The sequence below is a fragment of the Cobetia amphilecti genome (assembly GCF_032923285.1).
GTDB lineage: Bacteria > Pseudomonadota > Gammaproteobacteria > Pseudomonadales > Halomonadaceae > Cobetia > Cobetia amphilecti.
In genome coordinates this window covers 707,942-720,299 of sequence record NZ_CP136695.1, presented here as the reverse complement: position 1 = coordinate 720,299, position 12,358 = coordinate 707,942, and the positions used below count along the sequence as shown (strand labels likewise).

At 62.9% G+C, this 12,358-nt stretch carries 10 protein-coding genes and 4 tRNA genes; 4 read left to right on the top strand and 10 right to left on the bottom strand.

Going from position 1 to position 12,358, the window contains the following annotated elements; all coding sequences use genetic code 11:
* Positions 1–68 precede the first annotated feature (68 nt).
* The 9 genes from R1T44_RS03215 to rnr form a co-directional block, all read right to left on the bottom strand.
* Complete coding sequence (locus R1T44_RS03215; RefSeq protein ID WP_317292558.1) at positions 69–1,943, bottom strand: bifunctional diguanylate cyclase/phosphodiesterase; 1,875 nt, start codon at positions 1,941–1,943, stop codon at positions 69–71.
* A gap of 213 nt (positions 1,944–2,156) precedes the next feature.
* Positions 2,157–2,444, bottom strand: a complete 288-nt coding sequence (locus R1T44_RS03210) for a hypothetical protein (RefSeq protein WP_043334752.1) — start codon at positions 2,442–2,444, stop codon at positions 2,157–2,159.
* Between the two features lie 86 nt (positions 2,445–2,530).
* Positions 2,531–3,919 (bottom strand): replicative DNA helicase, encoded by a 1,389-nt coding sequence (gene dnaB / locus R1T44_RS03205; RefSeq protein ID WP_165873876.1) that lies wholly within the window; start codon positions 3,917–3,919, stop codon positions 2,531–2,533.
* Between the two features lie 286 nt (positions 3,920–4,205).
* Positions 4,206–4,652, bottom strand: a complete 447-nt coding sequence (gene rplI, locus R1T44_RS03200; protein ID WP_043334754.1) for a 50S ribosomal protein L9 — start codon at positions 4,650–4,652, stop codon at positions 4,206–4,208.
* Positions 4,653–4,664: 12 nt separating this feature from the next.
* Positions 4,665–5,519: a hypothetical protein gene (locus R1T44_RS03195; RefSeq protein WP_043334783.1), complete on the bottom strand. Its 855-nt coding sequence runs from the start codon at positions 5,517–5,519 to the stop codon at positions 4,665–4,667.
* Between the two features lie 12 nt (positions 5,520–5,531).
* Entirely contained in the window at positions 5,532–5,759 is a 228-nt protein-coding gene (gene rpsR, locus R1T44_RS03190) for a 30S ribosomal protein S18 (RefSeq protein ID WP_024952281.1), read from the bottom strand.
* A 26-nt stretch (positions 5,760–5,785) separates the two neighbouring features.
* Positions 5,786–6,166: a 30S ribosomal protein S6 gene (rpsF, locus tag R1T44_RS03185; RefSeq protein WP_043334756.1), complete on the bottom strand. Its 381-nt coding sequence runs from the start codon at positions 6,164–6,166 to the stop codon at positions 5,786–5,788.
* Positions 6,167–6,469: 303 nt separating this feature from the next.
* Positions 6,470–7,381, bottom strand: coding sequence for a 23S rRNA (guanosine(2251)-2'-O)-methyltransferase RlmB (rlmB, locus tag R1T44_RS03180; protein ID WP_213113707.1), 912 nt, complete (start codon positions 7,379–7,381; stop codon positions 6,470–6,472).
* A 164-nt stretch (positions 7,382–7,545) separates the two neighbouring features.
* Positions 7,546–10,251, bottom strand: a complete 2,706-nt coding sequence (gene rnr, locus R1T44_RS03175) for a ribonuclease R (RefSeq protein ID WP_249330418.1) — start codon at positions 10,249–10,251, stop codon at positions 7,546–7,548.
* Between the two features lie 340 nt (positions 10,252–10,591).
* Between rnr and R1T44_RS03170 the strand changes: the two genes are divergently transcribed.
* The 4 genes from R1T44_RS03170 to R1T44_RS03155 all read left to right on the top strand — a co-directional run bounded on the left by R1T44_RS03170 (position 10,592) and on the right by R1T44_RS03155 (position 11,204).
* Positions 10,592–10,678 (top strand) — tRNA-Leu (locus tag R1T44_RS03170).
* Between the two features lie 123 nt (positions 10,679–10,801).
* Positions 10,802–10,888: transfer RNA gene (locus tag R1T44_RS03165), tRNA-Leu, on the top strand.
* A 42-nt stretch (positions 10,889–10,930) separates the two neighbouring features.
* Positions 10,931–11,017, top strand: a tRNA-Leu gene (locus R1T44_RS03160).
* Positions 11,018–11,117: 100 nt separating this feature from the next.
* Positions 11,118–11,204: transfer RNA gene (locus R1T44_RS03155), tRNA-Leu, on the top strand.
* A gap of 287 nt (positions 11,205–11,491) precedes the next feature.
* On the opposite strand, the gene R1T44_RS03150 is transcribed toward R1T44_RS03155, so the two are convergent.
* On the bottom strand, positions 11,492–12,358 hold the full coding sequence (locus R1T44_RS03150) for a DNA/RNA non-specific endonuclease (RefSeq protein ID WP_225347493.1): 867 nt from the start codon (positions 12,356–12,358) through the stop codon (positions 11,492–11,494).

Below are 12,358 nucleotides of genomic sequence, written 5' to 3'. Positions count from 1 at the left end.
CAGACTGATGGCCAGCGATGACAGTCATGGGGCAGGCGGATGACGATTGAGTGACTCGCAGGCGGAGATCACTGCACTGGTGAGGCGCACGCCTCGATGACACGCCCGGAGTCCCGCGCCTTGGCCTCGCTCTTGAGCTCGCTCTTGAGCTCGCTCCAGCGCGCGGCGATCCAGGTCGTCTCGCACCCGGCAAGGCCATGCAGCGCCACCAGCGACAGTCGCGTCAGCGGGAAGAAGCGCGTGGTGCCGAAGCGGTCGTGGCCCTGAAAGCCTCCCGCTGCCAGCACATCGGCCGGATACAGGCTGGCGACCGCATGCTGGAATGCCGACTGCAGGCCGGCCAGGCGTTGCTCGAGCGCTGTCAGGCGCAGTGCCCGGTGAGATTCGGTCATGCACAGCGTCATCACGAAATCATCGCCGCCGACATGGCCGAGAAAGTCACCCTCCTGCAGCGCATCGCGCAATACCGTCGCCAGCGCCAGCAGCATGCGGTCACCCTGCGCGTGGCCGAAGCGGTCATTGAAGGGCTTGAAGTTGTCGAGATCCAGATAGATCGCCGCCCACTCGGCACTGCGCGCGTTGCTGTTCTCTCGCAAGTCCTCGCTCAAGCCCTCACCCATGCACGCGACCTCGCCAGCCACGCACTCGAGCAACTGACGCTCGATCGGCCCGTTGCCCGGCAGGCGCGTCAGTGGGTTGGCCTCCTCGGCGCTCGCCACCTGCAGCTCCGTGATGATGCGCAGCAGATCCAGGGTGCGCCCCAGCCCCTGATAGCGCCCGCCCCGCGTGATGATGAAATCCTCATCGCGATCGCTGCCTTCGCGGCCGGTCACCTTGGCCGATACGCGCTCCAGCGTCTCATCCGCCTCGACGCGCAGCGGACTGCTCTGCATGACCTCATGGATCATACGACGCGCATGCAGCTCCGGCCCGAAGCGCTGGCTCAGCAGCCCCAGCAGGCGATGGCGAATGATCAGGCCCACCGGTCGTTGTTGCTCGTCCACCACGGCCAGCGACATCACCTCCTGCTCGGCATGCAGACGCTGGGCGACCTCATTGACGGTGACCTCCTGCTGCACCGGCGTCACGGCGCGCGCCAGACTGCCGATGCTGCGGCCAGGCGGCGGGCGCTGTTGCAGCCTGCGACTCAGCTGGCGCAGATGCCGGTCGAGCACGGCGCGCTGGCCAAGCGGGTCGGCCTCGGCCGGCGCGAACAACCAGCCTTGCAGATAGTCGGCCCCCAGCTGGCGCACGCATTCCATTTCCGCCTCATGCTCGATTCCCTCGGCGATCACCTGACTGCCACTGCCGTGGGCGATATCGATGATCGAGCGCACGAAGCGCCGCTTGAGCGGGTCGGCATGGATACCACTGATGAAATGACGGTCGATCTTGACGAAGTCCGGCTGCACCGACGACCACAGCTTGAGGCTGGCATAGCCCTCCCCGAGGTCATCCAGCGCGATGGCGAAGCCCATCGATTGATAATGGCTGACAGCTTCCCGCATCAGCGCCGAATCCAGCCCCGGTGTCTGCTCGGTGAGCTCGATCACCACCTGATGCGGACGCAGGCCGAAGCGCCGCAGCAGGCCGGGCGAGTGGGCGCCATCCAGCAGCACATCGGGTGACACGTTGATGAACAGCCGCTCCGTCAGGCCCAGCGTCGACCATTGCTCGAGCGCACGCTCGCGACACAGGCTGTCGAGCTCCACCAGTCGGCCGTGTTCGCGCGCCGCCGAGAACATCGTCAGCGGTGAGGCCAGTGGCCCTGCGGCACTCCCGCGCGCCAGCGCCTCATAGGCGAAGACCTCACGGCCATTGGATGACACGATGGGCTGGAAATGCATGCTCACCTGGCGCAGACGCAGCAACGCCTCCAGTGCATGACGGGATTCGACGACAGGCTGGCCATGAGCGGCTTGCAGGGACGGGGATGGGAGCATGTCAGAATCTGAACATGCTGATATGACAGAGGGATGACAAAGGTGACGCGCGGCGCATGAGGCGCCTCATCCGGCAGAGGGGATGCCAGACGCCAGTTCGACTAACTCGATGTGCCGACTATCTCGACGTACCGCCTATCTCGATCAAAACAGGATCACGCCATGTCGGCCTGGCAGCCGGCATGGCGTGATCCTCATGCGCCAGGGTGACGCTTACAGCGAGTTGGGGTCGATGGCCTTGCCGAGGGAGTTGCGGTCGATCCACTTGCCCGCCTTGGTCTCCTTGTAGCGGAAGACGACCATATCACCGGCCACCACCGGCACTTCGCTGTCTTCGGTCTGGTAGCTGTAGCTCTCACCTTCCACGACCAGCGTGAAGCGGTAGAGGTCCGGCATGCCCAGCCATTCCTTGAAGGGTCCTTCACGCTCCAGGCTCTCCAGCGTGCCGCGGCCCTGCAGCTTGGGGGTACGTGCGCGTCCGCGCCCAAATCCACCTGCCATGCTATCTCCTCCCCGTCAGTGCGGGTCTTGCGAGGCAACGGCGATGCCGCCGCCCGGGTACATGATTGACGCGCGTACGCATCACGTTATTCAGCGAAGGCCTGGCCATAACTGTCGGGCGCCAGGTCCTCGAAACGGGTGTACTTGCCGATGAAGGCCATGTGAACGGTACCGATGGGGCCGTTACGCTGCTTGCCGATGATCAGCTCGGCCAGTCCCTTGTTGTCGGGATTGTCCTTGTTGTAGACCTCATCACGGTAGACGAAGGCGATGACATCGGCATCCTGCTCGATGGCGCCGGATTCACGCAGATCCGACATCACCGGACGCTTGTTGGGGCGCTGCTCAAGCGAGCGGTTCAGCTGCGAGAGCGCCACGACCGGGCAGGCGAACTCCTTGGCCAGGCCCTTCAGCGAGCGCGAGATCTCGGAGATCTCGGCGGTACGGTTCTCGGAAAGCCCCGGCACCTGCATCAGCTGAAGGTAATCGATCATGATCAGGCCGATGCCGCCGTGCTCACGCGCCATGCGTCGACAGCGCGAGCGCATCTCGTTGGGCGACAGCGCCGCGGTGTCATCGACGAACAGCTGTTTGTCCTTGAGCAGGTTGACCGCCGAGGTCAGACGCGGCCAGTCCTCGTCTTCCAGCTGGCCGGTACGCACCTTGGTCTGGTCGATGCGGCCCAGCGAGGAGATCATGCGCAACATCAGCGATTCGGCGGGCATCTCCATCGAGAACACGGCGACCGGCTTGTCGCCGGAGACCACGGCATGCTCGACCAGGTTCATGGCGAAGGTGGTCTTGCCCATCGAGGGACGGCCGGCAATGATCACCAGATCCGACGGCTGCAGACCGGAGGTCATGTCATCGAGATCGCGGAAGCCGGTCGACAGGCCCGTCATCTGGCCCTTGAGATTGAACAGCTCATCGATGCGGTCCACCGCGCCGGTCAGCAGCTGACTCATGCCCTTGGGGCCGCCGCTCTTGGGCCGCGACTCGCTGATCTGGAACACCAGGCGTTCGGCCTCGTTGACCAGCTCATCGGCATCACGACCCTGCGGGCTGAAGGAGCTCTCGGCGATCTGGTTGGCCGCCTGGATGAGCTTGCGCAGCGTGGCGCGCTCGCGAACGATGTCGGCATAGGCCTTGATGTTGCTGGCCGAGGGCGTGTTGCGCGCCAGCTCGGCGAGGGTCGCCAGCCCGCCGACCGACTCGAGCTGGTCACGACTTTCCAGCAGCTCGGACAGCGTCACCACATCCAGCGGGCGACTGCCGCCGACCAGCTGAGACATGGCGTTGTAGATGAGACGATGCTCATAGCGATAGAAGTCGTCGGCCACCAGCCGCTCGGAGACGGTGTCCCAGGCGCTGTTGTCCAGCATCAAGCCGCCAAGCACCGACTGCTCGGCCTCCAGCGAATTGGGCGGCACCTTGAGCGCTGCCGTCTCGCGATCCTGATCCTGAATCTCGCTCATGCCTGGCTGACTCCTGCTGATGACTGACATGCCCGCGGGGGCTTCTAGTTTCACGCATTGACGCAAGCCTGCCAACCGCCGCGCCCACGCCGAAGCCTCTTCCTGACGGGGGCAGGCATTCTACCGGATTTTGTGCGTCATCGCCTCGCCGGCGACCAGGCAAATGCCACAGCGATGACAAATCGCGCCCATGAAAAAACCGCCTTCGCATCGAGGATGCAAAGGCGGCTTGGGTACCGCAGCAGTCGCTACACCGGATCACCGGCCAGCCACTGCAAATCAGCGATTACTCGCCGACCACGACCACACGGACAGTGGCAGTCACTTCAGCGTGCAGCTGCAGCACGATGTCGTATTCGCCAGTGTTGCGCAGCGGGCCTTCCGGCATGCGGACTTCGCTCTTGGCGATGTCGATGCCAGACTGGGCGATAGCTTCGGCCAGATCACGCGGACCGATGGAACCGAACAGCTTGCCTTCTTCGCCAGCTTTGGCGACCAGGGACAGTTCGATTTCGTTCAGCTGAGCGGCACGCGCTTCAGCTTCGGTCTTGCGCTCTGCAACCTGTGCTTCCAGCTCAGCGCGCTGAGCTTCGAAAGCTGCCTGGTTTTCAGCAGTGGCCGGAACTGCCAGGCCGTACGGCAGCAGGTAGTTGCGACCGAAGCCAGCCTTGACGGAAACCTGGTCACCCAGGTTGCCCAGCTTGCCAATCTTGTCGAGCAGAATGACTTGCATCTCGTAAACCTCTTATCGATGACTGCCGGCGAGACGTGCGCGAAAATCCGCAAAGACGTCCACAAGCGCCAACAGCAGCAAAATCAGAATCGTGGGCCAGGTGGTCAGCATCATGAAATAGACGCCGACGAGCCATAACCCGCTCATCCCCTTTAACCCGATGTAACCATGTACCAGGGCAATGCCCGCCACCAGCAGCGGTATCCAGATCAGCAGGAGCACTGCAGGCACATTGAGCAGTACGCCAATGATCCCGCAGGCTGCCAGTATCAGGATTTCGGGCAAACTCAGCCGAAAGGCATGGAATTCACTGCGAAACCCACCCGGATTGTAGAGCCCGGACTGCCAACTGCGCGCCAGGGCCAGACAGCCCGTGGCGGCCAGCAGGACCACCAACCCGGTAATACCACCGATGACCAGCCCTGCGAGCTGTTCAGTCGGCACACCTTGAGCGGCAAAGTCGTTCAAGCGTGCGTCAAGCTCAGGGGCATTCTTGCGAATGCTCTCAAGCAGTGGACCGGCTCCGCCTGGTGGCAGGAATATCCCGGACTGCACCATCAGTGCCGCCGTCAGGCTGGCGCCTATCAGCGCCTCACCCCATCGCACGCGAGCGCGCAACAGGGTTGCCATCAGGGTGACCAGCAATACGGTTGCCAGAGGCACCGGATCGCCTTGTACCCACCACCAACCGGCCGGAACGGCGGCGGCGATGACTACGGGTGCGGCAGGCGCAAGGCCACGCCGAAGCGTGACCAGCGCACTGATGGCGGCACTGAACCAGAAGAACCAGGGCACGATTCCCGTCAGCAATGCAATCGCGATGCATTGCAGGGGGCCGCGCATGGCCCAGCGTGCCAGTGCCAGCATCATGGTGTCGCCTTACTGGTGGCTGTCGCTGTACGGCAGCAGAGCCAGGTAGCGAGCACGCTTGATGGCAGTCGCCAGCTGACGCTGGTAGCGTGCCTTGGTGCCAGTGATACGGCTCGGGACGATCTTGCCGGTCTCGGTGATGTAAGACTTCAGGACTTCGATGTCCTTGTAGTCGATCTGCTTCACGCCTTCAGCGGTGAAGCGGCAGAACTTGCGACGACGGAAAAAACGTGCCATTGCAATGACCTCCTGGGGGTGCGGTATCAGTTAGCGTCTTGAGCTTCGGATTCGTCACGCTTGTCTTCGCGACGCGGACGCTTCTCTTCAGCCGGCTTCATCATCGGAGACGGCTCGATGGCCGCTTCCTTTGAACGCACAACCAGGTTACGGATGACGGCGTCGTTGAAACGGAAGATGGTTTCGAGTTCTTCGACCACCTCACCGGTAGTTTCGACGTTCATCAGCACGTAGTGGGCCTTGTGAATCTTGTTGATCGGGTAGGCCAGGTGACGGCGGCCCCAATCTTCCAGACGATGCACAGTACCACCGGCTTCGGTCACGATGGAGGTGTAACGCTCGATCATGGCCGGAACCTGTTCGCTCTGGTCCGGGTGGACCATGAACACGATCTCGTAGTGACGCATGGCTTGGCTCCTTTCGGTTTGACAGCCCCCACGGCGCGTCTCGGGCCGGGAAGCAAGGAGTGGAGTGATTACTACGGTTGTGCCATTCAGACCCGAAGGCCACGAAAGACGCGCGCGGGCGAGGACAGGTGCCCCCATGCCGCGCATTCACTGCAGACTGCACTTCACAGAACCGCAGTATTGTAGAGAGGAGTCAAGGGCTTGGCAAGCGGCCCGTGAAAGACAGCCGGCCCAGTTCCGCCGACCGTCTCTCTCTTGCCACTCTCTTGCCTCTACCCTGACTATCCCCTGCCGACAATTGCCTCAGCCGCGGCGCTGACGCACGGCCTCGAACAGGCAGATGCCCGCGGCAACCGAGACATTGAGGCTGGAGACGCTGCCCGCCATCGGCAGCTTGATCAGGCTGTCGCAATGCTCGCGGGTCAGACGGCGCATGCCCTTGCCCTCGGCGCCCATCACGATGGCGACCGGGCCGGTGAAGTCGGCTTCGAAGGCCATGGATTCGGCTTCGCCCGCCGTGCCCAGCACCCAGACACCGGCTCCCTTCATGGCGTCCAGCGTGCGGACCAGGTTGGTGACCTGATAGACCGGCACCACTTCCGCGGCCCCACAGGCCACCTTGCGCACGGTCGCGTTCAGTGAGGCCGACTTGTCCTTGGGCACGATGACACCATGGGCGCCCGCGGCATCGGCACTGCGCAGGCAGGCACCGAGGTTGTGCGGATCCGTGACGGAGTCCAGCACCAGAAACAGCGGAGCTTCTGCGTGGGACCAGCCATCGAGACGCAGCTTGAGGCCGGTCTCGTTCTCGGTGGCCAGCGGCGCGCACAGCGCGACCAGCCCCTGATGGGCGCCACCGCCGACGGCCAGTGCATCCAGCTCCTCGCGCCCCTTGAGGGTGACGCGCGAGCCGGCGGCACGCGCCTGCTCGATGATCTCGCTCAGGCGCAGCTCGGCCTCACCCGCCTGCACCCACAGCTCGCTGGGTGCGCGGTCACGTGCCAGCAAGGCTTCCACGGCGTGCACGCCATAGACGGCTTCCAGGCCACCGGGAATCTTCGGTGCGGCGGCGCGAGCGCCACCCTTGCGCGCCCCGCCACGCTCATGACGCTGAGCGCCGCTGCGCTCGCCTCGGGATTGCTCACTTCTGGCGTGGCTAGCACGCTCGCCGGCGGGCTTGCCGCGGCCGGGCTTGCGCCCCTTGTCCTGACTCATTGTGCCTTCCTGACTGATGACCCGACGGGCCCTGTCACATTGACGGAAACTGAGCTGCCGCCGACGCGACAGCCTTGAAATCGTGCAGCCTGACGACTGCCCAACGCATCAGCCCCGACCGGAGCCGGGGCTGATGCAGTGACGCGCGAGGAGCAGAGCCGAAATCAGCTACGGCCGTTACCGCGACGCCCGCGCGAGCGCGAACCCCGCTTGCGCGACGGGTCGTCCTTGCCTGCGACACCCATCGGCGCGACCGGCGCGAACGGGCTGTCGGCGGCTTCCGGACCACTCGGCACGGCTGGACGCGCCGCAGCGGGCGCCTCTGCGGTGGGCTGCTGCTCATTGCCAGCGGCGGCCTTGCGCTCTCCACGGCCCGAGCGATCACTGCGCTCACCGCGCGGCTTGCGCGGCGGACGCTCACCTGCCGGCTTTTCGGCCGCAGCCGCGTTGCCATTGCCTTCCTGACTGACTTCCTCGGTCAGGGACTTGAGGCGTTCGCGCTCACGCTTGCCGGGACGCCCCTTGGCAGCGGCTTCCTTGCTGGCGGCGGAACCGCTCTTGCCGGCTGTCGGCTTGTCGCCCTCGCTGCTGCGTGCCTTGCGCGGCTTGCGCTTGGGACGCGGCGTCGGGTCGCTGAGCATGAAGTCGATCTTGCGCTCATCCATGTCGACACGGGCCACCTGGACGGTGACGCCATCGCCGAGACCATAGCTGACGCCGGCACGCTCACCCTTGAGGCGATGCTTCTCGGCCTCGTAGTGATAGTAGTCGGACGGCAGCGAGGAGATGTGCAGCAGGCCTTCGACGTAGTAGGCATCCAGACGCACGAACAGGCCGAACTGGGTGACTGCTGCGACGGTGCCTTCCAGCACTTCCCCGACCTTGTCCTTCATGAACTCGCACTTGAGCCAGTCGTTGACGTCACGCGTCGCCTCATCGGCGCGGCGCTCGGTCATCGAGCAGTGCTCACCCAGCTCGAGCATCTGCTCGAAGGTGTACGGGCACCACTTGGTCGGGCGTTCGGTCACGGCATCTTCAGCACGCAGCACGGTGTCGGTCTTGCGCGGACCACGGATGACGGAGCGAATCGCACGGTGCACCAGCAGATCCGGATAACGACGGATCGGCGAGGTGAAGTGCGCGTAGGCATCGTAGGCCAGACCGAAGTGACCTTCGTTCTGCGGCGAGTAGACCGCCTGGGTCATGCTGCGCAGCATCACGGTCTGGATGATGTCGAGGTCCGGTCGCTCGGCGATCGAGGCACGCAGTGCCTGGAAGTCCTTGGGTGCCGGCTCGTCGCCACCTTCCAGCGTCAGACCCAGCTCGCCCAGGAAGGCGCGCAGGTTGTTCAGACGCTCCGGTGCCGGCTGCTTGTGGACACGATAGAGGGCCGGGAGATCGTGCTCATCCAGGAAGCGTGCCGTCGCGACGTTGGCCGCCAGCATGCATTCCTCGATCAGCTTGTGCGCATCGTTGCGGGTACGCGGCACGATCTGCTCGATCTTGCGCTCATCGTTGAACAGGATCTGCGTTTCGGTGGTCTCGAAGTCGATGGCACCGCGCTTGTCACGCGCCTTGCGCAGCACGCCGTACAGCGCGTGCAGGTTGTGCAGCGACGGCAGCAGTTCGTTGTACTGCTGGCACAGTGCCTGACCTTCCTCACTTTCCGGGTCGGTCAGCATGGTGCCGACCTTCTCGTAGGTCAGGCGAGCATGTGAACGGATCACGGCTTCAAAGAAGCGATAGTCGAGCATCTCGCCACTGCTGGCAGAGATGGTCAGCTCACAGACCAGCGTCAGACGATCGACATGCGGGTTGAGCGAGCACAGACCGTTGGAGAGCAGCTCCGGCAGCATCGGCACGACCTGACCCGGGAAATACACCGAGTTGCCGCGCACATAGCCTTCCTGATCCAGCGGGCTGCCGCCACGCACGTAGTGGGAGACGTCGGCGATGGCGACCAGCAGCTTCCAGTTGCCATTGTCGTCCTGCCAGGCACAGACGGCGTCATCGAAGTCCTTCGCGTCTTCGCCATCGATGGTGACCAGCGGCGTCTCGCGCAGGTCGATGCGGCCCTTCTTGTCTTCTTCCAGCACCTCGGCGGAAATGGTCGAGATCTGGTCTTCGACTTCCGGCGGGAATTCACTGGGGATATCGTGGGAACGGATCGCGATATCGATTTCCATGCCCGGGTCCATGCGCTCACCGAGCACCTCGACCACTTCACCCACCGGCTGCACGCGTGTGGCGGGCTGCTGAGTGATGCGTACGGACACCACCTGACCGTCCTTGGCACCATTGGCCACGCGGTTGGGGATGATGACTTCCTGCGCGATGCGCGAGTTCTCGGGAATCAGCACACCGAAGTCCGGCTCGGACTGACGATAGATGCCGACCAGGGTCTGGGTATTGCGCGCCAGCACCTCGACGATGGTGATCTCGTCGCGGCCACGACGATCACGGCCGCTGACGCGAGCCAGCACCTGATCGCCATGGAAGACGCGACGCATCTGGCGCGGCGGCACGGCGAGGTCCGGCTTGACGCCATCTTCGCGCGCCAGGAAGCCGAAGCCATCGCGGTGACCGACGACGCGGCCACGGATCAGGTCCAGCTTGTCGATCAGGGCATAGGCACCGCGACGATTGCGCAGCACCTGACCATCACGCTCCATGGCATTGAGGCGACGGCGCACAGCTTCCTGTTGCTCCTCGTCCTCGAAACCGAGCATGCGGCTCATGTTCTCGTGGGTAATGGGCTTGCCATACTCTTCCAGCTTGTCGAGCAAGAACTCTCGGCTGGGGATGGGCTTGTCGTACTTATGGGCTTCGCGTTCCGCGTGCGGGTCGTCGCTGAGCGTCCATTGGGTCATTAATCAGGATTCCTTGACGATGAATTCGAGACGGGCAGCGATCGCGGCACGGAATGACAGGTTGTCTCTCATCCGCGCATTATAGCCTCTACCCTTGGGCCGACCCAACCATTCCCCGCCACTCATCACGGCGGAGGGGCCATTCAGTGCTCTCAATGGCGGCCCGGGGCCAGACTCTCAAGTCTGAAAGCTCGCCAATTGATGAGCTTCACCTGTCTGTCCTCTGCCTGTCTTCTGTCTGTCCTCATCAAGCGAGAGAGGCTTTCTGCGGCTAGCTCAGCAAGACATGAAAGAAAAAGCTTGCATTCCCGCAGTACATCCGTATTATTCGGCACCACTTGCCCAGATGGCGGAATTGGTAGACGCGCTAGCTTCAGGTGCTAGTGTCCGTATGGACGTGGAGGTTCAAGTCCTCTTCTGGGCACCAATTTCAGGTTTCATGTTGGCGTAACACACGTTAAGATGGATACCAGAAAACGGGTAAAGCATTTAAGTTTCAACAACTTGACTGCTGATCCGGGTCTGCGGACCGAAACGAGTTCTGATGTCTGCCCAGGTGGCGGAATTGGTAGACGCGCTAGCTTCAGGTGCTAGTATCCGTAAGGATGTGGAGGTTCAAGTCCTCTCCTGGGCACCACGGACGTCAGACTCACAACGAACGACCCCTGTATCGCGCTTCGCCCAGATGGCGGAATTGGTAGACGCGCTAGCTTCAGGTGCTAGTATCCGTAAGGATGTGGAGGTTCAAGTCCTCTTCTGGGCACCACGATGCGCACTCGAACAGGGAACATGGCATCCACTACCAAGGATTTCATGCTCGTTCAGCTGCAAGACTCAGCTCTTGAGACTTCAGCACACAACTTGATGCCCAGATGGCGGAATTGGTAGACGCGCTAGCTTCAGGTGCTAGTGTCCGTATGGACGTGGAGGTTCAAGTCCTCTTCTGGGCACCATCAAGTTGATATCCGATGCATCCTCGCAGCGCCTGCTGCTCACATCGCGATACTCCCTCTCGCAATATCCTGACTGACTTACCCTCTTGTTTTGCCCAGACCCACAGCGCCCTGCGTTGTCTTTCGCATGTCTCAAAGAAAATACCGCTCGCCTCATACGCAACTTGTCCACACCCATTACTACGCCTGGCATTGTGGATAACTCTTTTCAGCTGCACCCCTTCAGTCGGCACCTGTCCGCCGAACTCCTTCAGTACATTCCTGTCAGTCGGACCTTGGCTATACGCTCAATAACGTGATGGCGTACGACTGAAACTGTCGACCTGCCAGCCATCGCGCACGACTTGCGCCTCGAGGCGCTGCTCGACGTCATCGGGGAGCTCATGGAAGAAGTCCAGCCCTGTCAGAGACTCGATGCGATCGATGCTGACCAGAAAACGATCCAGCGGCTCATCTCCCCTCACCTGCTGCGGGAAGAGAAATGCCAGCGCGCGCGGTGCCTGCCGACCCGAGCCGGGCGAGATGATGATCTTGTAGAAGGCATCGGGAATCTCGATCAGATTGGGCAGCCGCTCGATACTGCCGCTGAAGACCGGCCCTGCCGTGATCCACAGCGCGCCTTCGCGCGGCAGGATGCTGTCCATGATGGCGGCTTCCAGACGTTGCCAGAGCTTGCGATTGAGCGCCGGTGTCTGTGGCGAGATATTCGTCATGCGAAAGGTCTGATGCTGCGCCTTGACGCCGTAGATCTTGCCGATGGCGTAGTTGGGCGCCAGGTGCCCACGGTCGTAGCCACTGTTGCGATAGCTATCCGGCGTGACGGGCCACAGCGAGCGCCAGTCGCGCTCGAACTCGTCAGGACGCTCCCCCAGCCGCGACCCTTGAGTATTCTCGAGCCGCCATGTCACCCACAGCGGGTTGGCGCGCAGATCAGACCAGCCCACCAGATAGGCATCGCTGCGCAAGCCGCGCGCCAGCGTCTTCCAATCCAGTGCACGCGCCTGCGGCACGCCCTGCCAGACGTAGAATTGCTGGTAGTCGCGCTCCTGCCACCACCAGAGCCCACCCCCTACCAGTGCAAACACCACGCTGACCCCGAAGCCCCGCCACAGCTTGCGGCCGGCCGAGCGAATATCGTCCATCACATCCAGCAT

Coding starts and splice junctions, on each gene's coding strand:
- R1T44_RS03215 (WP_317292558.1), bottom strand. CDS start 1,943: ATGCTCCCATCCCCGTCCCTGCAAGCCGCTCATGGCCAGCCTGTCGTC.
- R1T44_RS03210 (WP_043334752.1), bottom strand. CDS start 2,444: ATGGCAGGTGGATTTGGGCGCGGACGCGCACGTACCCCCAAGCTGCAG.
- dnaB (WP_165873876.1), bottom strand. CDS start 3,919: ATGAGCGAGATTCAGGATCAGGATCGCGAGACGGCAGCGCTCAAGGTG.
- rplI (WP_043334754.1), bottom strand. CDS start 4,652: ATGCAAGTCATTCTGCTCGACAAGATTGGCAAGCTGGGCAACCTGGGT.
- R1T44_RS03195 (WP_043334783.1), bottom strand. CDS start 5,519: ATGCTGGCACTGGCACGCTGGGCCATGCGCGGCCCCCTGCAATGCATC.
- rpsR (WP_024952281.1), bottom strand. CDS start 5,759: ATGGCACGTTTTTTCCGTCGTCGCAAGTTCTGCCGCTTCACCGCTGAA.
- rpsF (WP_043334756.1), bottom strand. CDS start 6,166: ATGCGTCACTACGAGATCGTGTTCATGGTCCACCCGGACCAGAGCGAA.
- rlmB (WP_213113707.1), bottom strand. CDS start 7,381: ATGAGTCAGGACAAGGGGCGCAAGCCCGGCCGCGGCAAGCCCGCCGGC.
- rnr (WP_249330418.1), bottom strand. CDS start 10,251: ATGACCCAATGGACGCTCAGCGACGACCCGCACGCGGAACGCGAAGCC.
- R1T44_RS03150 (WP_225347493.1), bottom strand. CDS start 12,358: ATGCTGGATGTGATGGACGATATTCGCTCGGCCGGCCGCAAGCTGTGG.